18 protein-coding genes and 1 pseudogene are annotated in these 20,931 nt (G+C 69.2%); 6 read left to right on the top strand and 13 right to left on the bottom strand.

Annotated features, from left to right (window positions below):
* Positions 1-102: 102 nt before the first annotated feature.
* Entirely contained in the window at positions 103-981 is an 879-nt protein-coding gene (locus ON39_RS23290) for an AAA family ATPase (RefSeq protein ID WP_040737592.1), read from the bottom strand.
* 60 nt (positions 982-1,041) lie between these two features.
* Here ON39_RS23290 and ON39_RS23295 point away from each other — a divergent pair, with 60 nt between their 5' ends.
* Entirely contained in the window at positions 1,042-1,461 is a 420-nt protein-coding gene (locus ON39_RS23295; protein WP_040737593.1) for a PPOX class F420-dependent oxidoreductase, read from the top strand.
* 254 nt (positions 1,462-1,715) lie between these two features.
* Positions 1,716-2,009 (top strand): hypothetical protein, encoded by a 294-nt coding sequence (locus tag ON39_RS23300; RefSeq protein ID WP_040737594.1) that lies wholly within the window; start codon positions 1,716-1,718, stop codon positions 2,007-2,009.
* A 41-nt stretch (positions 2,010-2,050) separates the two neighbouring features.
* Here the strand turns inward: ON39_RS23300 and ON39_RS23305 are convergent, their stop codons facing one another.
* Positions 2,051-2,434 carry a VOC family protein gene (locus ON39_RS23305; RefSeq protein ID WP_040737595.1) on the bottom strand — a complete coding sequence of 128 codons (384 nt, stop codon included), beginning with the start codon at positions 2,432-2,434 and terminating at the stop codon, positions 2,051-2,053.
* A 31-nt stretch (positions 2,435-2,465) separates the two neighbouring features.
* Here ON39_RS23305 and ON39_RS23310 point away from each other — a divergent pair, with 31 nt between their 5' ends.
* Positions 2,466-2,846 (top strand): hypothetical protein, encoded by a 381-nt coding sequence (locus ON39_RS23310; protein WP_040737596.1) that lies wholly within the window; start codon positions 2,466-2,468, stop codon positions 2,844-2,846.
* A gap of 50 nt (positions 2,847-2,896) precedes the next feature.
* On the opposite strand, the gene ilvC is transcribed toward ON39_RS23310, so the two are convergent.
* The 3 genes from ilvC to ON39_RS23325 form a co-directional block, all read right to left on the bottom strand.
* The gene (gene ilvC, locus ON39_RS23315) at positions 2,897-3,898 is read right to left on the bottom strand and encodes a ketol-acid reductoisomerase (RefSeq protein ID WP_171904443.1); all 1,002 of its coding nucleotides are present in this window, start codon (positions 3,896-3,898) and stop codon (positions 2,897-2,899) included.
* Between the two features lie 114 nt (positions 3,899-4,012).
* On the bottom strand, positions 4,013-4,516 hold the full coding sequence (gene ilvN / locus ON39_RS23320) for an acetolactate synthase small subunit (protein ID WP_040737597.1): 504 nt from the start codon (positions 4,514-4,516) through the stop codon (positions 4,013-4,015).
* Positions 4,513-6,450, bottom strand: a complete 1,938-nt coding sequence (locus tag ON39_RS23325; protein WP_040737598.1) for an acetolactate synthase large subunit — start codon at positions 6,448-6,450, stop codon at positions 4,513-4,515. The genes ilvN and ON39_RS23325 overlap by 4 nt, the downstream gene beginning before the upstream one ends.
* A 328-nt stretch (positions 6,451-6,778) precedes the next feature.
* Here ON39_RS23325 and ON39_RS47515 point away from each other — a divergent pair, with 328 nt between their 5' ends.
* Entirely contained in the window at positions 6,779-7,489 is a 711-nt protein-coding gene (locus tag ON39_RS47515; RefSeq protein ID WP_246002936.1) for a PH domain-containing protein, read from the top strand.
* Between the two features lie 332 nt (positions 7,490-7,821).
* The gene (gene ilvD, locus ON39_RS23335; RefSeq protein WP_040737599.1) at positions 7,822-9,663 is read left to right on the top strand and encodes a dihydroxy-acid dehydratase; all 1,842 of its coding nucleotides are present in this window, start codon (positions 7,822-7,824) and stop codon (positions 9,661-9,663) included.
* Positions 9,664-9,745: 82 nt separating this feature from the next.
* On the opposite strand, the gene ON39_RS23340 is transcribed toward ilvD, so the two are convergent.
* Positions 9,746-10,588: a DoxX family protein gene (locus ON39_RS23340; protein WP_051186948.1), complete on the bottom strand. Its 843-nt coding sequence runs from the start codon at positions 10,586-10,588 to the stop codon at positions 9,746-9,748.
* Between the two features lie 166 nt (positions 10,589-10,754).
* On the opposite strand from ON39_RS23340, the gene ON39_RS23350 reads away from it, so the two are divergent.
* Positions 10,755-11,858 carry a PQQ-dependent sugar dehydrogenase gene (locus ON39_RS23350; protein ID WP_040737602.1) on the top strand — a complete coding sequence of 368 codons (1,104 nt, stop codon included), beginning with the start codon at positions 10,755-10,757 and terminating at the stop codon, positions 11,856-11,858.
* A gap of 72 nt (positions 11,859-11,930) precedes the next feature.
* Here ON39_RS23350 and gatB read toward each other — a convergent pair whose 3' ends face one another.
* The 7 genes and pseudogenes from gatB to ON39_RS46080 form a co-directional block, all read right to left on the bottom strand.
* Positions 11,931-13,436 (bottom strand): Asp-tRNA(Asn)/Glu-tRNA(Gln) amidotransferase subunit GatB, encoded by a 1,506-nt coding sequence (gatB, locus tag ON39_RS23355; protein WP_040737603.1) that lies wholly within the window; start codon positions 13,434-13,436, stop codon positions 11,931-11,933.
* Between the two features lie 131 nt (positions 13,437-13,567).
* Complete coding sequence (locus ON39_RS23360) at positions 13,568-14,947, bottom strand: alpha/beta hydrolase family protein (protein WP_040737604.1); 1,380 nt, start codon at positions 14,945-14,947, stop codon at positions 13,568-13,570.
* A gap of 52 nt (positions 14,948-14,999) precedes the next feature.
* The gene (locus ON39_RS23365) at positions 15,000-15,443 is read right to left on the bottom strand and encodes a hypothetical protein (RefSeq protein WP_040737605.1); all 444 of its coding nucleotides are present in this window, start codon (positions 15,441-15,443) and stop codon (positions 15,000-15,002) included.
* 72 nt (positions 15,444-15,515) lie between these two features.
* Positions 15,516-16,550 carry an ATP-dependent 6-phosphofructokinase gene (locus tag ON39_RS23370; protein WP_040737606.1) on the bottom strand — a complete coding sequence of 345 codons (1,035 nt, stop codon included), beginning with the start codon at positions 16,548-16,550 and terminating at the stop codon, positions 15,516-15,518.
* 101 nt (positions 16,551-16,651) lie between these two features.
* On the bottom strand, positions 16,652-18,340 hold the full coding sequence (locus ON39_RS51190) for a serine/threonine-protein kinase (protein WP_040737607.1): 1,689 nt from the start codon (positions 18,338-18,340) through the stop codon (positions 16,652-16,654).
* A 110-nt stretch (positions 18,341-18,450) separates the two neighbouring features.
* Positions 18,451-19,311 (bottom strand): serine hydrolase, encoded by an 861-nt coding sequence (locus tag ON39_RS23380; RefSeq protein WP_246002937.1) that lies wholly within the window; start codon positions 19,309-19,311, stop codon positions 18,451-18,453.
* A 19-nt stretch (positions 19,312-19,330) separates the two neighbouring features.
* Positions 19,331-20,931: pseudogene (locus ON39_RS46080) on the bottom strand (hypothetical protein); the annotation flags it as partial.

The raw sequence follows: 20,931 nt of genomic DNA on the forward strand, positions 1-20,931 counted from the left end.
CGGGGAAGGGTTGAGTCGCGGCGCGTGGACGTCATCGCGCCGCCTCGGTAGAGGCCAACCGCTCGACAGTGGGGCAATAGGCGACAGTCACCGACGGCCGACTCACTTCGCCGTTCCCTCATCGGCGTCCAACGACAAACGTTCGGCCGCAATGCGGTGGTCCGCTTGGTATTTCAGCAGTACGCCGAGCGTCGAGCGGACCACACCGCCGCTCAAGGTGCGAGTACCGAGAGCGACGAGAGTCTTTGCCCAGTCGATGGTTTCGGCGATGGAGGGCGCTTTGCGGAGCGGGAGTTGGCGCAGCGCGCCGACGATCCGCACCATGGGCTCGCCCAGCGCTTCGTCCAACTCGGGGACCTTCATGCGCACGATGGCTCGCTCCAATTCGACTGTCGGATAGTCGATGTGGAGATAGAGGCAGCGACGCTTCAATGCTTCGGAGAGTTCGCGGTTGGCGTTGGAGGTGACGATGACGAAGGGCTTGCGGACGGCGGTGACGGTGCCGAGTTCGGGGATGCTCACCTGGTAGTCGCCGAGTACCTCGAGCAGCAGACCCTCCAGCTCGACGTCGGCCTTGTCGAGTTCATCGATGAGCAGGACGGTGGGGATCGGGTTGCGGATGGCGGCGAGCAGCGGGCGGGCGAGGAGGAACTCCTCGGTGAAGACGTGGTCGCGGGTGTCGTCCCAGCGCTCGCGCTCGGTGGTGATGCGGAGCAGTTGCTTGGCGTGGTTCCACTCGTAGAGGGCGCGGGCCTCGTCGATGCCTTCGTAGCACTGCAGGCGGACGAGGTCGGCGGATGTCGCGGCGGCGACGGCCTTGGCCAGCTCCGTCTTGCCGACGCCCGCGGGACCCTCGATGAGGAGGGGTTTGCCGAGGTGGTCGGCGAGGAAGACGGCGGTGGCGATGTCGAGGGACGGGAGATACCCGGCCTCGGTGAGCCGCGGGGTCACCTCGTCTACGGAGCCGAAGAACTTACTCATCAGTAACAGTCTAGAACGCGCGCTTGAACTGAACCGCACTCGAGGTTCTACGGTCGACCCATGATCTTCACCGACGCCGAACGCGGCTACCTGTCCGGACAGCGACTCGCCAGGCTGGCCACCGTGTCCGCCGCGGGCGCGCCGCAGATCGTCGCCCTCGGCTTCCGGCTCAACGACGACGACACGATCGATATCGGCGGGCCCAATCATGCCGCCTCCCAGCGCTATCGCAACATTCTCGGCAATCCCAAGGTCAGCCTGCTGATCGATGACATGACGCCCGACGATCCCGCACAGCTGAAGCCGGGGTGGGGGCGCGGAGTGGAGATCCGCGGTGTGGTGGAGACGCTGACGGTCGAGGTTCCACCGGTGTCGCCGGAGTGGTTCTCGCACGACATCATTCGCGTCCACCCCCGGTGGGTGCGAAGCTGGCATATCGATCCCGACAACGTCGAGGGCGGGTCGCGCAAGGTCGGCTGACAAGCGTCTGAGGGTTCATCGGGGTCAACCCCTAATACCTCAGACTGAAATTCTCTCCAGCCGTGCCAGCACCCGTGACCTTTCACCCGAAATGCGCGAGAGTGAGACCGTGCAGTCGGTGCCGCACCGGGTTCGCCGAGCGCGAAGCAGCGGCGGCACAACCGATCCCGACCTGTCCGCAGCGTGCGCCGCACCGCGGGCAGACCGCAGCGGGGGATGGTGAACGAGCAGTTCACCGCAGAGTGAAAGGATCCATGTTGTTCTCCACAACCAAGTCCACGACGTCGCGCCGCGCGCTGGCCCGCGTGGCTGTCGCCGGTGCGATCGTCGCGGTTCCGTTGACCGCGTTGGCGATTCCCGCCTCGGCCGACGCGAGTGTCGCCGTGCCGGGCGTCACCGAGGTCCGGCATCACCCGCACCACAATCGCGACTGCGACTTCGGCCCCTTCGAGAACTGGCGCTGCAACAACGGCCCGTTCGGCCACGACCAGGACCTGTTCTGGCAGTTCCGCCACAACCGGCCGCACGGACTCTTCGGCAGCAGCTAGCCCGAACGGCCCGGCTCCGCACCGGGGCCGGGCCGTCACACTCAGCCGACGAACTCGGTCAGTGACAACACATTTCCGTCCGGATCACTGAACCACGCCACCTTGTCCCCACCGGGCGTGGTCCATACCCCGTTGTCATCCTGTTCCATTCCGGCATACCGAAGGAATTCCACTCCGCGCGAGACGAGTTCGACCACCGACGCCGCGATATCGGCGACCGCCCACCCGAGCACCGTGAACGGTTGCGGGACAAGCGTGTCCACCGCGGTGACCCGAATCATGGCCCCTCCGTTGCGCACCACGCACGCGAACGGCGTCACCTCGACGATCTCCAGTCCGAGCACCTCGCCGAAGAACCGGCGCGATCGCGCCAGATCCGTCGACGGCGCGAACGCGATGACCTCGGCGGCGGCGAGTGACGTCATAGGCGAAGACTACTCAGAACAGGAAGATTTCATGATGCTCTCGACGACGAGTTCCCGCCGCCTGCTGGCCCGACTGGCACTCGCGGGCGCGTTGGTCGCGGCGCCGGCCGTCGCGATCGCTCCGGCCGCGATGGCCACCGAGCTCAGCGAGCTCCCGCTCGATCAGTGCGACAACCCGGACCAGCGGGACAACGCCGAACTACAGCGGGCGTGTAACGCGATCCGCTGGGCACACAGCCCGAACAACCCGATGAATCCCAATAGCCCGCTCAACCCGAACAATTCGAGCAGCCTCAACGATCCGCGCAACCTCAACAACCCGGGCAATCCCGCCAGCCCGCTGAACCCGAACAACCCCTTGAACCCGAACAACCAGCCCCGCCCGATCCCCCCGGCCGGCCACATCAGCTGACGACGACGGCCCGGCACCGAAGGGTGCCGGGCCGTCAAAGCCTATAGAACTCAGGCGGTTTCGGTGATCGGCCGGTCGACCCAGCTCATCAGCCCGCGCAGCTTGGCGCCGGTGACCTCGATCGGGTGCTCGGCGTTCTGCTTGCGCAGACCCTCGAGCTCCTTGTTGCCGCCCTCGACGTTGGCGACGAGGCGCTTGACGAAGGTGCCGTCCTGGATGTCCTTGAGGATGTCCTGCATGCGCTTCTTGGTGTCGGCGTCGATGACCCGCGGGCCCGACAGGTAGCCGCCGAACTCGGCGGTGTCGGAGACCGAGTAGTTCATCCGGGCGATGCCGCCCTCGTACATCAGGTCCACGATGAGCTTGAGCTCGTGCAGCACCTCGAAGTACGCCATCTCCGGCGCGTAACCGGCCTCGACCATGACCTCGAAACCGGTCTTGACCAGCTCTTCGGTGCCGCCGCAGAGCACGGCCTGCTCACCGAACAGGTCGGTCTCGGTCTCCTCCTTGAAGGTGGTCTTGATGACGCCGGCGCGGGCGCCGCCGATCGCCTTCGCGTAGGACAGCGCGAGCGCCTGGCCCTCGCCCTTCGGATCCTGGTCGACCGCGATCAGCGCGGGCACGCCCTTGCCGTCGACGAACTGACGACGGACCAGGTGGCCGGGGCCCTTCGGCGCGACCATCGCGACGGTGATGAACTCCGGCGCCTTGATCAGGCCGAAGTGGATGTTGAGGCCGTGGCCGAAGAACAGCGCGTCGCCGTCCTTCAGGTTGGGCTCGATGTCGTTGGTGAAGATCGACGCCTGCGCGGTGTCGGGGGCGAGCACCATGATGACGTCGGCCCACGCCGAGACCTCGGCCGGCGTGCCGACGGTCAGGCCGGCCTCCTCGGCCTTCGGCCGCGACTTCGAACCCTCCGCGAGGCCGACCCGGACCTCGACGCCGGAGTCGCGCAGGCTCAGCGAGTGCGCGTGGCCCTGGCTGCCGTAGCCGATGACAGCGACCTTGCGGCCCTGGATGATCGACAGGTCGGCGTCGTCGTCGTAGAACATCTCGACTGCCACTGGTTGGTTCCCTTCTGGAGGATCATCCCCGCCTGGGGCGGGGAAACACCCGCTGGCGCGAGTGTTGAATTGTGTTGTTTTTCCGCTTCTTTCAGCGGCCGTTCAGCGCGTCGCCGTGATCGACTTCGGCCCGCGACCGACGGCCACCACACCGGACTGCACGATCTCCCGGATTCCGTACGGCTCGAGCATGCGCAGCAGCGCGTCGAGCTTGGACCGCGTTCCGGTCGCCTCGACGGTGAGCGCGTCCGGGGAGACGTCGATCACCTTCGCCCGGAAGAGCGTAACCGCCTCGATCACCTGGGTCCGCACGCTGGCGTCGGCGCGGACCTTCACCAGGATCAGCTCGCGGGCCACCGAGGAGTCGGAGTCCTGCTCGACGATCTTGATGACGTTCACCAGCTTGTTGAGCTGCTTGGTGACCTGCTCGAGCGGCAGGTCCTCCACGGTGACGACGATGGTCATCCGGGAGATCTCCGGAATCTCAGTGCCGCCGACGGCGAGCGACTCGATATTGAAGCCGCGCCGCGAGAACAACGCCGCCACCCGCGCGAGCACGCCAGGCTTGTCCTCGACAAGCACGCTGAGCGTGTGCGTAGTACTCATTCGCTCACCTTGTTCTTCTCATGCGACATCGCCTCGTGGATAACCGCAGGCTCGGCGGCCTGCTCGTCGTCGTCGAACAGCGGGCGGATGCCGCGGGCGGCCATGATCTCGTCGTTGCTGGTGCCCGCGGCGACCATGGGCCACACCTGGGCGTCCTTGCCGACGATGAAGTCGATCACCACGGGGCGGTCGTTGATGGACTGCGCCTGCCGGATCGCGTCCTCGACGTCCTCCTCGCGCTCCACCCGGATGCCGACGCAGCCCAGCGCCTCGGCGAGTTTCACGAAATCGGGGATGCGCAGGGTGTGCGTGCCGAGATCGGTGTTGGAGTAGCGCTCCTCGTAGAACAGCGTCTGCCACTGGCGGACCATGCCAAGGTTGCCGTTGTTGATCAGCGCGACCTTGATCGGCACGCCCTCGACGGCGCAGGTGGCCAGCTCCTGGTTGGTCATCTGGAAGCAGCCGTCGCCGTCGACCGCCCACACCTCTTTGTCGGGCTTGCCCATCTTGGCGCCCATGGCGGCCGGAACGGCGTAGCCCATGGTGCCGAGGCCGCCGGAGTTCAGCCAGGTGCGCGGCTTCTCGTACTTGACGAACTGCGCGGCCCACATCTGGTGCTGTCCGACGCCGGCGCAGTAGATGGCGTCAGGTCCGGCCAGGCGGCCGAGCGCCTCGATGACGTACTCGGGCGAGAGCGAACCGTCGCTCGGCGTGGTCCAGCCGAGCGGGTAGCTCTCGCGGACGCCGTCGAGGTATTTCCACCACTCGGTGAGCTTGAGCAGCGGGGCGGGAGCCGCCTGCGCGGTCGGCTCGGCCTTGAGCGTCTCGATCAGCTCGATGATCACCTCGCGGCAGTCGCCCACGATCGGCACGTCGGCGTGCCGGTTCTTGCCGATCTCGGCGGGGTCGATGTCGGCGTGGATGACCCTGGCGTCGGGCGCGAAGGAGTCGAGCTGGCCGGTCACCCGGTCGTCGAAGCGCGCGCCGAGGGTGATCAGCAGGTCCGAACGTTGCAGCGCGGCAACGGCTCCCACGGTGCCGTGCATGCCGGGCATGCCCATGTTCAGGGCGTGGCTGTCCGGGAACGCGCCGCGCGCCATCAGCGTGGTGACCACGGGGATGCCGGTCAGCTCGGCCAGCTCGAGCAGCTCGGGCGAGGCGTCGGCCTTGATCACGCCGCCGCCGACGTAGAGGACGGGCGACTTGGCTTCCAAGATCATCCGCGCGGCCTCGCGCACCTGCTTGCCGTGCGGCTTGGTCACCGGACGGTAGCCGGGCAGGCGCATCTCCGGCGGCCAGCTGAAGGTCGTCTGCGTCTGCAGCACATCCTTCGGGATGTCGACGAGCACCGCGCCCGGCCGACCACTGGAGGCCAGGTAGAACGCCTCGGCGATGATCCGCGGGATGTCGATGCCCTCGGTGATGAGGAAGTTGTGCTTGGTGATCGGCATGGTGATGCCGGAGATGTCCGCCTCCTGGAAGGCGTCCGTGCCGATCAGTCCGCGGCCGACCTGGCCGGTGATCGCGACGATCGGCACCGAGTCCATCTGCGCGTCGGCGATCGGGGTGACCAGGTTGGTCGCGCCGGGGCCCGAGGTCGCCATGCAGACGCCGACCTTGCCGGTGGCCTGGGCGTAGCCGGTCGCGGCGTGACCCGCGCCCTGCTCGTGCCGGACCAGCACGTGGCGCACCTTGGTCGAGTCGAACAACGGGTCGTACACCGGAAGAATCGCGCCGCCGGGAATGCCGAATACGGTGTCGACGCCGAGCTCCTCGAGCGTGCGGACGACCGACTGCGCGCCGGTGACCCGCTCGGGCGGGAGTTGGCGGCGGTTGGCCGACGTGGTCGAGCTGCCAGCGGGCGCCGTCGGCTGATTGGCCGAGGGCGCGGGCCTGCGGGCCGAGGGCCCGGGCCGTGCGGTTGGTGCACTCACCGTCTTGGTTCCTAACTGCTTGTCGTTCTGACCCCGGATTTGTATCTGGCATGCGGTGTCTTGCGACTCGCCACGTACGGATATTCACCCGAACACAAAAAAGCCCCCGACAGCGCATGGCTGTTCGAGGGTGGCGCGTCGCAACGCGAGCTGACGTATTCGACTCAGATAGTCAGGCTCAACGCTGGACGCGCCGGCCGATTACGAGAAGCTCGTTTCGATTCACGCGCATGACGGTATGTGTGCGTGAGCCGAAGAGTCAAACAGGTCCCATTATGTGGGATAGTGCGGCTGCTTGGGTCCTTCACCAGGATGCGAGGATGGTGGTGTGTCATCACCGCATCAGTCCGTGCCACCGGCTAAATCGTCCCACACCGCGCCCGCGGGATCGGACACGGGTGGCGGCTCGGCCGCCACTGTGATCCGCATCCCACGCCTGGCCTTTCTCGGCGTGTTCATCCTGTTCATGTGCGTGTTCTTCATGTTCGTGGGCTGGCCGATCGGGCTGTGGTGGCTGCTGCTGATCCCCGTGGCGGTGATCGTATGGATCCTGCGGACGCAGACCACGGTCTCCGAGGCGGGGCTGGATCTGCGGACGGTGTTCAAGTCGCGACACCTCGACTGGTCTCAGCTGAAGGGCGTGCGGATCCCGAAGCGTGGATACGTGCGGGCCGATCTGATCGACGGCACCGAGGTGAAACTGCCTGCGGTGAGCTATGACCGGGTGCGTGATCTCGCGGTGGCGTCGCAGGGGCGGATTCCGAATCCGTACGCGGTGCCGCCCGCCGAGGCCGGCTCGACGTCGGCTGATGCAGGTTCGACACGGACCGACCCGAGTTCGACGTCGGCCGACGCGGGCTCGTCCGGCGAGACGGGCTCGACATCAGCCGATGCGGGTGCAGTGTCAGCCGATACGGTCGCGGCGTCGGACGATGCGACCGCGGCAGCCGTCGAAACCGACGGCGGCGCGGACACATCCGACTCCGGCAAAGACGCAGACAAGCGCGAGAGCGACGCCCGCAAGAACGGCGCGGAGTAACTCGCCCCCCGCAGGTTCCCGCGACGATCAGGAACATTTCCCGACGGTACGATGTTGTCGGCGATGCGGCGAGCAGGCCGGGAGGACCGATCCCCGGCTCGCACACCGCAGCCCGACGCACCCGGCAACTCCGGCGACACCGTCAGCGCCGACGAACACCCTTCGCGGCGACACCGGCACGGACTGACACCGAGCACCGACCAGGCCGACGGCCACGAGCCGCCCTGACCGGCAGATGGCCGACACCCCCGCGGGAGTACCGTGGAGCGGCCGCCGAGCCACACTCTGCGCAGTCGCACCCCAGCCCCCGCGACCCAGATCGAGGATCCTCAATGCCACCGCTTCGTTCACGCACCACCACCATCGGCCGCAATGCCGCGGGCGCCCGCGCGCTCTGGCGCGCCACCGGCATGACCGACTCCGACTTCGGCAAGCCGATCGTCGCCATCGCGAACTCGTACACCCAGTTCGTGCCCGGCCACGTGCACTTGAAGAACGTCGGCGAGATCGTCGCCGAGGCGGTGCGCGCGGCGGGCGGCGTGCCCAGGGAGTTCCACACCATCGCCGTCGACGACGGCATCGCGATGGGCCACGGCGGCATGCTCTACTCGCTGCCCTCGCGCGAGATCATCGCGGACTCGGTGGAGTACATGGTGAACGCGCACACCGCCGACGCGCTGGTGTGCATCTCCAACTGCGACAAGATCACCCCCGGCATGCTCAATGCCGCGCTGCGACTGAACATTCCGGCGGTGTTCGTCTCCGGCGGCCCGATGGAGGCAGGCAAGGCCGTGGTCGTCGGCGGCGTCGCGCAGGCGCCGACCGACCTGATCACCGCGATCTCCGCGAGCGCGAATCAGGCTGTGTCCGAAGAGGGTTTGCAGGAGGTCGAGCGGTCCGCCTGTCCGACGTGCGGCTCGTGCTCGGGCATGTTCACCGCCAACTCGATGAACTGCCTCACCGAGGCGCTCGGACTCGCGTTGCCGGGCAACGGTTCCACGCTGGCCACCCACGCCGCGCGGCGGGCGCTGTTCGAGCGCGCGGGCACCGTGGTCGTCGACATCGCCAACCGCTGGTACCGCGAGGACGACGCGTCCGTGCTGCCGCGTAATGTCGCCAACGCCAAGGCTTTCCGCAACGCGATGGCGCTCGACGTGGCGATGGGCGGCTCGACCAACACCGTGCTGCACACCCTCGCCGCCGCGCAGGAGGGCGAGATCGACTTCGATCTGCACACCATCGAGGAGACCAGCCGCCGGGTGCCGACGCTGTCGAAGGTCTCGCCCAACTCCGATTACCACATGGAGGACGTGCACCGGGCCGGCGGCATCCCGGCCATCCTCGGCGAGCTGCGCCGCGCTGGTCTGCTGGAGACCGACGTGACCACCGTGCACACGCGCGGCTTCGACGAGTGGCTCGACACCTGGGATATCCGCTCCGGCAAGGCTTCCGACGAGGCGCTCGAGCTGTTCCACGCCGCGCCGGGCGGCGTGCGCACGGTCGAGCCGTTCTCCACCGAGAACCGCTGGTCCTCGCTCGACACCGACGCCGAGGGCGGGTGCATCCGCGACTTCGAGCACGCCTACACCAGCGAGGGCGGGCTGGTCGTGTTGCGCGGCAACATCGCTCCCGACGGCGCGGTGCTCAAGACCGCGGGCATCGACGAGGAGCTGTTCACATTCGAGGGCCCCGCGCTCGTCGTGGAGTCCCAGGAGGAGGCCGTGTCGGCCATCCTCGGCAAGAAGATCAAGCCGGGCGACGTGCTCGTCGTGCGCTACGAGGGCCCCGCGGGCGGCCCCGGCATGCAGGAGATGTTGCACCCCACCGCATTCCTGAAGGGCGCGGGCCTCGGCAAGGAGTGCGCGCTGATCACCGACGGCCGCTTCTCCGGCGGCACCTCGGGCCTGTCCATCGGCCACATCTCACCCGAGGCGGCCAGCGGCGGCGCGATCGGCCTGATCGAGAATGGCGACCGCATCCGCATCGACGTGGGCACCCGCGCGCTCGAGGTGCTCGTCGACGACGCCGTCCTCGCCGAGCGCCGCGCGAAAATGGAGGCCTCCGAACGTCCTTGGCAGCCGGTCAACCGCGAGCGGCCGGTCACCACGGCGTTGCGCGCCTACGCCGCGCTGGCCACCTCGGCCGACAAGGGCGCTGTTCGCCGCGTTCCGTAACGGCGAAAGACGTTCTCACCCAAGGCAAAACTCAGGCCCCCTCGAATCATCGAGGGGGCCTTTGCTTTTCGGGGATTCGCGGCTAGCCGATACCGACGAAGGGATTGCCGCCGTGGAGGTACCAGTAGGCCCCCACCGCGGCGGCCACGGCCAGGATCAGCACCACGAACGAGCCGATGTACGGGCGAGTGGCCCAGCCGCGATTGCGGTCGAAGGACAGGCGGCCGGGCCCGGTCAGCAGGATGACGACGGAGATGCCCGCGAGGATGCTCTCGAGTTCGACGCCGGTGGGAACTCGCGCGTTGTACTGGAAGTCGGGGATCATGCCCTGTTTCCAGGCCCACGCATCGAGGATGACCGCGAGCACCGCGCCCGCCGCGAACGGGGTGGCGAGCCCGAGCACGAGCAGTGCGCCGCCGCCGACCTCGCCGATGGTGACCAGGATGGCCGACAGCGTCGGATGGTCCCAGCCGCCGCTGTCCATCATGTCGCGGGTGCCGTCGAGACCGGGGCCGTGGAACCAGCCCGTCAACTTCTGCAGGCCGTGGTACAGGAAGGTGCCGCCGACGATCAGCCGCAGCAGGAACAGGCCGAGATCCAGTGTGCCCCGGCGGCTCTCGCCGTTGCGGCGGCGCAGCCGGCCGGTGTCGTTCGGCGCGTTCGCGGCGGGCGGGATGCTGGCGTAGGCGTAGGTCGGCGGCGCCTCCGGGCCGTCCTCGCCGACCGACGGGACCTGCGGATCGAGGCCGAGCTCGTCGTCGGTGTGCGGTAAATCCTTGGTCAACTTGGGAAACTGCTCGGTCGGCGAATCGAAGGGACTGGTCACGCCTCGACCGGTGGACGACACCGCCGACTGCTCGGCCGTGGACGGCGCGGAACGCTGCGCCGCCGAGGAGTCGGATGTGTCTTTCGGCTTGTCGGTCACGGCCAATACCCTATGCTGCGCGGCCGCTCAGCGGGCCGCGGACACCACGGCGCGGCCGACCGGTTTCGCGGCCGGGCGGGCACGCGAACCGGCTCACCAGCACATGTCGGCGGCGATCGGTGGGGCGGGGCGGCGCGGGCGCAGGGTTTTCCGTAACGTCTGACCTATGAGGTTGGTTGTCGTTGGCCGCGTTGCGGTGAGCCTGGCGCTCGGGTCCGTGCTGATGACCGGGTGTGCGCGGTTCGACGATTCGGCGTCGAGCCCGTTCACGCCGGAACCGACGCTGCACGGGGCGAACATCGACCCGAAGAAGCCGTCGCAGTCGCCGACGTCGACGACCAGACCCAGCGGGCCGTGCATCGACCCGGACCCCGCGGTGGTGGCCACTTGCCTGGACACCACGGGCGGACTCGTCTCGATCGGCGACAGCGCGCTGGTCGCCGAGCGCCGCACCGGGCGCATCCTCGAGGTCGCGCCGGAGACGGAGCCGACGGAGTTCGCACGGGTGGACGTCGACGGCTCCGGCGACGGCGGCCTCAGCGACCTCGTGCTGTCGCCGACCTACCAGGACGACGGGCTGATCTACGCCTACATCACCACCCCCAGCGACAATCGCGTGATCCGCATCGCGCCCGGCGGCGGTCCGCCCAAGGACATTCTGACCGGAATCCCCAAGGGCCCCACCGGAAATCACGGCGCCATCGAGTTCGCCACGCCGAACCAGATGCTGGTGCTGACGGGCGACGCGGGCAACCCGGGCAACGCCGCCTCCCCGTCCTCGCTGGCGGGCAAGCTGCTGCGGGTGAACTCCCCCGCGCCCGGCGCCACCGCGGAGGTCGCGCTGTCCGGGATCGGCGTCGCGGGCGACGTCTGCCGCGACAGCAAGGACAGCGTCTGGATCACCGACCGCACCGCCGTCGAGGACCGGCTGCAGCGGATGGGCGCGGACGGCGCGGTGACCACGGCGTGGACCTGGCCGGACCGTCCCGGCGTCGCGGGCTGCGCCGCCGCGTCCGACGGCGTCGCGATCTCGCTGACCAAGGCCAAGGCCCTCGCCATCGCGGCCGCCGACCCGACGACGCATGCGGTCACCTCCGCCCCGACCATGATCGCGCAGGACAAGTACGGGCAACTCGGCGGCGCCACGGTGGGCGCGGACGGCACGATCTGGGTGGGCACCGTCAACAAGACCGACGGCCAGCCGGGGCCGAATGACGATCGGGTGGTGCGCATCCCGCCGCCGCAGGCCGGTGGGAACGGGCCGGACTAACCTCCGGGTGAACGTGAACGGCCGACTCCCAGGAGTCGGCCGTTCACGTTTTCGGTTGTGCCCGAAGGAAACTCAGCTACACGCCGCGAGCACGAGCTCGCGAACACGCGCCGCGTCGGCCTGACCGCGGGTGGCCTTCATGACGTCGCCGACGATCTTGCCCGCGGCCTGGACCTTGCCGGAACGGATCTTCTCGGCGATGTCCGGGTTGGCGGCGAGCGCCTTCTCGACCTCGGCCTGCAGCGCGCTGTCGTCGCTGACCATGCCGAGGCCCTTGGACTCGACGATCTGGGCCGGCTCGCCCTCGCCGGCCAGCACGAAGTCCACGACCTGCTTGGCGACCTTGTTGTTCACCGTCTTCGCCTCGACCAGGTTGATCACCTCGGCGACCTGGGCGGGCGTGATCGGCAGGTCCTCCAGGGAAACCTCGCGCTCCTTGGCCTTCTCGGTGAGGTAGGCGACCCACCAGGAACGGGCCTCGTTGGCGGGGGCGCCCGCGTCGACGGTGGCGATGATGAGATCGAGCGCGCCCGCGTTGACCAGGTCGCGCATCACCTCGTCGGACAGGCCCCAGTCGGACTGGATGCGGGCCCGGCGCAGCCACGGGTACTCGGGGATGGTCTCGCGCAACCGCTCCACCCAGTCCGCCTCCGGCGCAACGGGTTCCAGGTCGGGCTCGGGGAAGTAGCGGTAGTCCTCGGAGGTCTCCTTGACCCGGCCCGGCGAGGTGGTGCCGTCGGTCTCGTGGAAGTGCCTGGTCTCCTGCACGATGGTGCCGCCGCTCGCGAGGACGGCGGCCTGGCGGCGCATCTCGAAGCGGACGGCGACCTCGACGCTGCGCAGCGAGTTCACGTTCTTGGTCTCGGTGCGGGTGCCGAACTCCTTCGCGCCGATCGGCATCAGCGACACGTTGGCGTCGCAGCGCAGCGAGCCCTGCTCCATCTTCACGTCGGACACGTTGAGCGACTTGAGCACTTCGCGCAGCGCGGTCACGTACGCACGGGCCACCTCGGGCGCGCGCTCACCCGCGCCGGTGATCGGCTTGGTGACGATCTCGACCAGCGGCACGCCCGCCCGGTTGTAGTCGAGCAGCGAGTGGCTGGCGCCGTGGATCCGGCCGGTCGCGCCGCCGACGTGGGTCGACTTGCCGGTGTCCTCCTCCATGTGCGCGCGCTCGATCTCCACCCGGAAGGTGCTGCCGTCATCGAGCAGCACGTCGAGGTGGCCGTTCGTGGCGATCGGCTCGTCGTACTGGCTGATCTGGTAGTTCTTCGGCTGATCCGGGTAGAAATAGTTCTTCCGGGCGAACCGGCCCCACGGGGTGATCGAGCAGTTCAGCGCGAGCCCGATCCGGATCGCCGACTCCACACCCTTCTCGTTGACCACCGGCAGCGCGCCGGGCAGGCCGAGGCACACCGGGCACACCTGAGTGTTCGGCTCGGCGCCGAACTCGGTCGGGCAGCCGCAGAACATCTTGGTCGCGGTGGACAGCTCGACGTGGACCTCCAGGCCGAGCACCGGCTCGAACCGCGCGATGACATCGGAGTAGTCCATCAGATCGAGTGTGGGTGTGCTCATGCCTCCGCCTCGCTAGCGCTCGGCTCCGCCATGACCACACAGGTGGCTGTGCCCAATTTTCGCTCGCTGCGCTCGCTCATGCCGAACATTCTATGTAAGCCGTTCGACAGCACCACACGGGCTTAACCTACTTACTTCGGTTGGATGCGCTGGGTCAACCAGCCGGTGACGTAGGTCAAGACGTCGGGCGAGATGGTCGTCTCGATCTTGGCGTACTCGGTAGGCAATCCAGTCTTGGCGGGCTGCATCAAATGGTTCAGGCCAGGGAAGACGTGGACCGTGGCATCGGGGTCGGCCGCGAGATGGTCGCGCATCGGCTGCTCACTCTGCGCGGCAGGCACCTGCAGATCGCTGCCGCCGTAGAACGCCAGCACGGGAATGCGCAGGGCCGACAGCGCGGGCGCCGGATCGTAGGCGACGAGCGCGGCCAGGTACGGCGTGATCGTCGCGTCGACCTCGGCGTCGGAGGTGCGCTGGTCGGCGGGCTTCGCCTCGTTCTGCTTGCGCACCAGCTCCTTCGCGCCCGCCACGTCGCCGACCCGCAAAAGGGCTGCCACCGCGGCGGTTTCGCGCACCTTGGTGTCCACCACCTCGGCGGGCGCGCCGCCCGCGGCGGCGATCAGCCGGGTCTGCTCGACGAGCACGTCCGCGCCGGGCACGCCGGGTCCGGCCATCAGGATGGCGAACGCGACGCCGCTGTCGGGGCGGGAGGCGACCAGCGGCGCGAGGTAGCCGCCCTCGCTGTGGCCGAACAGCCCGACGCGCGCCGGGTCGATGTCGGGGCGCCCGCGCAGGAAACCGACGCCCGCCGCGGCGTCGTTGGCCAGATCGGTGTAGTTCGCGTCGTTCAGCTTGCCGCCGGTCCCGCCGACGCCGCGGTCATCGGTGCGCAGGACGGCGTAGCCCGCCCTGGTCAACGTGTCCGCGACAAGCAGAAAAGGCTTGTGGCCGAACAGTTCCTCGTTGCGATCCTGCGGGCCGCTACCCGTGATGAGCAGGACCGCGGGGAACGGGCCGCTGCCCTCCGGCTTGGTGAGCGTGCCCGCGACGGTGATGTCGCCGCTGCGATAGGTGACGTCCTCGGATTTGTACGGGAACGGCGCCTGCGGCGTCTGCGGGCGGTTGAGCGGGGCGACCTTGCCGCGCTGGAGCGACAGCTTGAAAGTGTGTCCGCTCTGGACGAAGTCGCCCGCGATCCGGTCGGCGCCCTGGTCGTAGATTCCGTGGAACTTCGGGTCGCCGGGAACATCGGGAATCGCGAACGAGACGCCCGCGCGGTCGGACTGCACGTCTTTCAGCTTGGCGCCCGACAATCCTTGGATCGGGATATCGATGGTGGCCGTGCCGTCGCCGGTGAACGTCACCCCGACCTCGATCGGCTGACCGGGCACCTCGATCGCCCCGTGCCAGTCGCCGGTCGTCGGCTCGGGCGGGTTCGTGTCCGACGAGCACCCCGCGACCAACACCCCGACAACGAAGAGAATCGACGCGATCACCCGGCCAGTACGCATGATTCAACAGTACCGAGCGCCGGTGACAGCTCCCCTCCGCCGCGGGAACCCCTTACTCGCCGCGCGCGTAGCGGACCGACGCGGCGACGGCCTCCACATCGAGGTTCAGGCTCGGGTCACGGTCCTGAACCTCCTGGAACTCCAGCATCGCGTCGTCGAAGGTGCTGCGGCGGGCGGAGCTGATGAGGCTGCGGCGCACGTAGTCGCCGAGGGGCTGACCGGTGGCGTAGGCGCGGCGGCCGAAGGCGGCGAGGGCGTCGGCGGGCAGGTCGTAGACGTCGAGCAGGGCGACGGCGGCGGCGTCGATCTCGGGGATGAACTCGCGACCCTCGGCCTCCAGGAACTCCACGATCGTATCGTCGGCGCAGCGGGCGCGGGCCAGCGCGATCAGTTCCGCGCGGAGGTAGCCCAGCAGCGGCAGCCCGGCGGCGCGGGCTCGCCGCCGCAGCACGGTGAGGTCGGCGTCCGGCAGATCGTTCACGGTCAGGTCGGCCATGCCCGCCAGCCTAACCCGGCGGGCCCGGACACACCGCCGGGCCCGCGCTGATCGACTGTCCCCCTTGGCAACTCAGCCGAAGAACGCCTCGGCCTCGCGGTAACGCTCGGCAGGCACCCGCTTGAGCTGCTTGGTCGCCTCCGCCAGCGGGACGAGGTCGATGTCGGCGCCGTGCAGGGCGACCATCTGCCCGAACTGGCCCGCGTGCACCGCCTCGGCGGCGTGCAGGCCGAACCTGGTGGCGAGCACCCGGTCGTACGGCGTGGGGCTGCCGCCGCGCTGCACGTGGCCGAGCACCGTGGTGCGCACCTCCTTGCCGATGCGGCGTTCGATCTCCGCGCCGAGCTGCTGGGCGACCCCGGTGAACCGTTCGTGCCCGAACTCGTCGATGCCGCCCGCGCGCAGCGTGAACCCGGAGCCCTCCGCGGGGTGCGAGCCCTCGGCGACCACGCAGATGAAGTGCTTGTCGCCGCGCTGGAAGCGGCGCTTGATCATGGTGCACACCTCGTCCACGTCGAAGGGCACCTCGGGCACCAGGGTCAGGTGCGCGCCGGCCGCCATGCCCGCGTTCACCGCGATCCAGCCCGCGTGCCTGCCCATCACCTCGACCAGCATCACGCGCTGATGCGACTCCGCGGTGGTGTGCAGCCGGTCGATCGCCTCGCTGGCGATGCTCAGCGCGGTGTCGTGGCCGAAAGTGACGTCGGTGCAGTCGATGTCGTTGTCGATGGTCTTCGGCACGCCGACGACCGGCACGCCCTCGTCGGACAGCCAGCTCGCCGCGGTGAGCGTGCCCTCGCCGCCGATCGGGATGAGCGCGTCGATGCCGTTGTCGTCGAGGGTCTGCTTGATCCGGCCGAGCCCGGCGCGCAGCACGTCGGGGTTGGTGCGGGCGGTGCCGAGGATGGTGCCGCCCTTGGCGAGCAGGCGGTCGGTGCGGTCGTCGTTGTGGATGTGGATCTTGCGATCCTCCAGTAAGCCGCGCCAACCGTCCTCGAACCCGACGATCGCGTCGTTGTAGCGGCCGTTCGCGGTGCGAACGACGGCACGAATGACGGCGTTCAGTCCAGGGCAGTCTCCGCCTCCGGTCAAGACTCCGATGCGCATGGCCGCTATCTTGCCCCGCCGAGCCGCGGATGGCAGGACGACCCCCGTGAAGCCCAGGTGGCGGCGGCCGTGACGGCGTGGGCCAAGCGTTTTCGCGGCGTTCAGTAGATGTAGACGATCGCGCTCTCCCCGCCGGTGCAGGTGACCAAGCCGTCGCGGGTGACGCAGTCCATGGTGTAGTCCTGCTGCCTTGCGGGGCTGAACGCGGTGACCTGACGGGTGCCGTCGGCGTCGGAGCCCTCGCCGTAGGCCTTGCGGAGCTCCTCGGCGAACTCGCACGAGGTGAACGAGTTTCCGATCGCGGAGTAGGTGAAGCGACCCGCGGGCGGGTATTTCGTCGCGCAGCCCTTGGCGGTGGTGGGTACGGGTGCGAGTGTCGGGCCGGCCGAGCGGGAGACGAACGCGTCCCGGTTCAGCCAGCCGGCGACACCCGCGAGCGCGAACACGACGACGAGCGCGGCGGCCACCCGGGGCCATTTCGCGCGCTTCGACGGGCTCGGCGGCTTCGCGGGTTCCTCGGCGCGGGCCGGTGGGACCGTGTCCGGGCGCGGGCCGGTGTCCTGTCTCGAGCCGGTGCCCGACCTCGGGTCGGTATCCGACCATGGGCCGGTATCAGGACGCGGGCCGGTATCCGGACGCGGGCCTGTATCCGGACGCGGGCCGGTATCCGGACGCGGGCCGGTATCCGGACGTTCAACGCGCCCGTGGTTCGGAAGAGGTTCGCGCCGAATAGGTTCGGAGCGACGGCCGGCCTCGCGACCCGTTTCCTGCGGCCGCACAACGCGGTTCGATCCGGGCGAACGCGGCGCCGGCTGCCGCGCGATGGCGTCCGTCGGGCGCGCGTTCGCGTTCAACTGATCGGGCCCGAAGTTCGGAAAGACCACGGTCGGCGGCGCTTTCGGCCGGACCAGCCCCATGCGGTCGGTCGGCAGCTCCGTCACCGCGACGACGGCCCGGCCGGTCAGCGCCGACTTCGCCGCCGACGCCAGCCCGCCCGCGGTCGAGTAGCGGTCCGTCGGCCGCTTGGCCATCCCGCGCGCGATCACCTCGTCCAAGGCCGCGGGCACGCCGCGGCGGGCGGCGCTCGGCCGCGGCGGTGGCAGCGAAAGGTGCGAGTGGATGAGCACACTCATCTCCCCCGCAGGGAAAGGCGTTGTGCCGGTGAGGCATTCGTACAGGACGCAGGCGAGCGAGTAGACGTCGGCCGTGCCGGTGACGGGGCCGTTCTCGAAGCGTTCCGGCGCGATGTAGCTGTAGGAGCCGACCGCGGCGGCCCCGGTCCCGGTCATGTCCGGGTCCTTGGCCGACCTGGCGATGCCGAAGTCGGCGAGGTAGGCGAAGTCCGAGGCGGTGACGAGGATGTTGGCCGGTTTGACGTCGCGGTGCACCAGCCCCTCGGCGTGCGCGGCGTCGAGCGCGGCGGCGATCTGCTCGATGATGCCGATGGCGCGGGCCGGGGTCAGTGGGCCGCCCCCGCGCAGCACCGAACGCAGGTCGTGCCCGCGCACCAGCCGCATGTCGATGTAGAGCACGCCGTCGATCTCGCCCCAGTCGTGGATCGGGATGACGTGCGGTTCGGCCACCCGCGCGGCCGCCTGCGATTCGCGCCGGAACCGCTCCTGGAACATCGGATCTTTGGCGAGCGTGGTCGGCAGCAGTTTCACCGCGACGACGCGATCCTTCACCGTGTCGTAGGCCTCGTAGACCTCGCCCATCCCGCCGCGGCCAAGCAGCGAGCGCAGCTCGTAGGGACCGAATCGAGTCCCGATCCTCGTCCGCGGTCCGTCCACCCCGTCACCTCCACCTCACGTGCGCGACCCGGCACACCGTAGGCCCGGCGACCTACATCCGATACGTCGGGATTTTCTGGGGTACCCGTTACCCGGTCAAGTCAGTCGGATCAGGCGGGGCAGCGACCGCCGGACAGCTCGCTCAAATGCTGGGAGACCACGGCCGACAGCTTGTCCAGCATGGTCATTCCGTCGGAGAACGCGCCGGAATCCGGCTGCGCGGCGAACGCGATCGCGATCTGCCCGGACGGGGCCGAGATCAGCCCGAACTGCCGCACCAGGTACGCGCCGGAGGCGTCCGGACCCCAGCCGCCCTTGAACTCCGCGCCGCTGAACGCGCCGAGACCCCAGCGCTGCGCCGACTGGATCTGCTCCATCAGATCGATCACCGGCGCGGACTGCGGCAGGCACGGCAGCCGCGAGGCGAAGCGAACCTGGTCGGCGAGCGACCAGTCCGCCTGGCCGAACGCCGAGTTCTCGGGTCTGCTCCTGGTGGCGGGCACGGTGGTCTTGGTGTCGCCGCCCTCCCGCAGCACCGATTGAACCGCCTGCGCCGCTTCCTGATTGGAGCCCAGCGACTGCCACAGGGTGTCGGCCGCGGTGTTGTCGGACGCGGTGATCGCGGCCGTGGCGGCGTAGCTGGGCGTGCCGCCGTTGTGGCGCATCGCGGCGATCGTCAACGGCACCTTCATGGTCGACCAGGCGGGGCCGGTGGTCCAGTCGCCGAAGCTGACCACCTGATCGCCGCCGACCGGCATGATCGCCATGCCCATGTGGCCGCGCACGCCGGCCTGGAGCTCGGCGACGCCGGCGGCGAGGGTGCCGGGAACCGTGATGGACAGACCCTTCTGGTCCGCGTGCGACGCGGCCGCGGTGATGCTGGTCTCGTCCGAGGCCGAACTGTCGGAGCCGGAACCGCATCCGGCCGTGAGGAATACGGCTAATGCCGCGCAGCCCAATGCCTTTCGCACTCGAGCCGCGCGGGATCGCTCAATATACATACACCACCGCGTTTTCGCCGCCACTGCACGTGACGAGCTGGCCTTCGCTGAGGCAATCCATCGTGTAGGTCCGGCCGGTCACCGGGCTGGTCGCCACCACCGTGCGCGGGCCCTGCCGCGAGGCCGTGCTCGCGGGGCTCGTCTCGGCGTACACCCGCCGGACCTCCTCGGCGAACGCGCAGGTGGTCGCGGCGGATCCGGTGGCGGACTTGGTGAATGAGCCCGAGGCCGAGCTGCCCTGGTTGCAGGGCTTCGCGCCCGCGGGCAGGTTCACCGTCGTCGTCGAGGGCTTGGCCGGGGTGGACGCGACCGGCGGCGCCGACGAGCTGCCCGGCGCGGGGGCCTGGGGGGCCGCGGTCGGCACCGGGGCGCCGGCCTGCTGCTCCGTCGGCTGCGCGACGTTACGGGAGCTGAACACCTGCCAGCCGATCGCGCCGACGACGGCGATCACCACGATCACCACCACGCCGACGAGAATCGGCAGCACGACGGAGCGGCGCTTGCCGGACGAGGCGTACGGGTCTTCCTCCGGGCCGTAGTCGTCGTAGTCGTCCGCGTAACCCTGCTCCGCGTACTCGGTCTGGCTCGCGTAGTTGCTCTGCTGCGGATAGTCGGCGCGGGCGTGACCGCCTTCGGCCGGATACCCGGCGTGGCCGTAGTACTCGTCGGGCGCGGAGTAGGCCTCCGGCGCGGAGTAAGCGGCCGGGGCCGAATAGACCTGGGTGGCCGAGTGATCGGGCGGGAAGTCGTCGGCCGGCGGTGACCGCCGGTAGTCCGGCGCGTCCGGGAACCGCGTCGTCTCGTACTGCTCGGCGGCCGAATAGGCTTGCCCGCCCACGTAATCCTGCGAGTACGCCTGCGCGCCAGGATGTTCGGCGTACGGCTGTTCCGTATACGCCTGTGCGCCAGGGTGATACGGCGGCTCGGGTTGGTCCCCATACTGCTGCTCGGAGTAGGCCTGGGCGCCGTACGGCCGCCCCTCGGGCTGCTCCGCGAACGGATGTCCCCCGGACCGATCCGCGTACAGGCCGCCCTCGGAGTTACCCGTGAAGGGCTTGTCCGGGCTGCCTTCGGGCTGTCCCGAGAAAGACTGATCCTCGAAGGGATCTCTTCCAGGCTGATCCGAATATGGCCGTCCCCCGGTTCGATTCGAGTACGACCCGGGCTCGCCAGGGTAGGGCCGACCAGCGGACTGATCCGAGTACTCACCGGGCGGTTCCGCGTAGGGCCTGCCCCCAGGCTGATCCGGAAACGCACCGCCTTCGGCAGATGGCCGCCCCTCGGACTGACCGGCGTAAGGCTGGCTTCGGTCCGAATACGGCTGTCCCCCAGCCTGATCTGGATACGGCCGATCACCCGAGTACGCCTGCCCGCCCGCTTGTTCGGAGTACAGATGCGCGTCGGGGAACGGACGCACCGGCGGCAGGCCCTGATCCGGCGTCCAGCGCGGGGGCGGCCCGAACGACGGCGCGGGCTCCGGCTCCGACGACAGCGTGGTGAACTGAATCTCGGTCGGCCGCACCACGGTCGGCGCGCCGGGCAGGATCACGGCGGAGATCTCGCCCGTCGACTCCGGCGGCACCGCGCCCG

It is taken from the genome of Nocardia tenerifensis NBRC 101015, from assembly GCF_000308715.1.
Taxonomy (GTDB): Bacteria; Actinomycetota; Actinomycetes; order Mycobacteriales; family Mycobacteriaceae; genus Nocardia; species Nocardia tenerifensis.

Bases quoted from the DNA above. Each gene is read 5' to 3' on its own strand.
- ON39_RS23290 (WP_040737592.1), bottom strand. From the start codon at position 981: ATGAGTAAGTTCTTCGGCTCCGTAGACGAGGTGACCCCGCGGCTCACC.
- ON39_RS23295 (WP_040737593.1), top strand. From the start codon at position 1,042: ATGATCTTCACCGACGCCGAACGCGGCTACCTGTCCGGACAGCGACTC.
- ON39_RS23300 (WP_040737594.1), top strand. From the start codon at position 1,716: ATGTTGTTCTCCACAACCAAGTCCACGACGTCGCGCCGCGCGCTGGCC.
- ON39_RS23305 (WP_040737595.1), bottom strand. From the start codon at position 2,434: ATGACGTCACTCGCCGCCGCCGAGGTCATCGCGTTCGCGCCGTCGACG.
- ON39_RS23310 (WP_040737596.1), top strand. From the start codon at position 2,466: ATGATGCTCTCGACGACGAGTTCCCGCCGCCTGCTGGCCCGACTGGCA.
- ilvC (WP_171904443.1), bottom strand. From the start codon at position 3,898: ATGTTCTACGACGACGACGCCGACCTGTCGATCATCCAGGGCCGCAAG.
- ilvN (WP_040737597.1), bottom strand. From the start codon at position 4,516: ATGAGTACTACGCACACGCTCAGCGTGCTTGTCGAGGACAAGCCTGGC.
- ilvD (WP_040737599.1), top strand. From the start codon at position 7,822: ATGCCACCGCTTCGTTCACGCACCACCACCATCGGCCGCAATGCCGCG.
- ON39_RS23350 (WP_040737602.1), top strand. From the start codon at position 10,755: ATGAGGTTGGTTGTCGTTGGCCGCGTTGCGGTGAGCCTGGCGCTCGGG.
- gatB (WP_040737603.1), bottom strand. From the start codon at position 13,436: ATGAGCACACCCACACTCGATCTGATGGACTACTCCGATGTCATCGCG.
- ON39_RS23360 (WP_040737604.1), bottom strand. From the start codon at position 14,947: ATGCGTACTGGCCGGGTGATCGCGTCGATTCTCTTCGTTGTCGGGGTG.
- ON39_RS23365 (WP_040737605.1), bottom strand. From the start codon at position 15,443: ATGGCCGACCTGACCGTGAACGATCTGCCGGACGCCGACCTCACCGTG.
- ON39_RS23370 (WP_040737606.1), bottom strand. From the start codon at position 16,550: ATGCGCATCGGAGTCTTGACCGGAGGCGGAGACTGCCCTGGACTGAAC.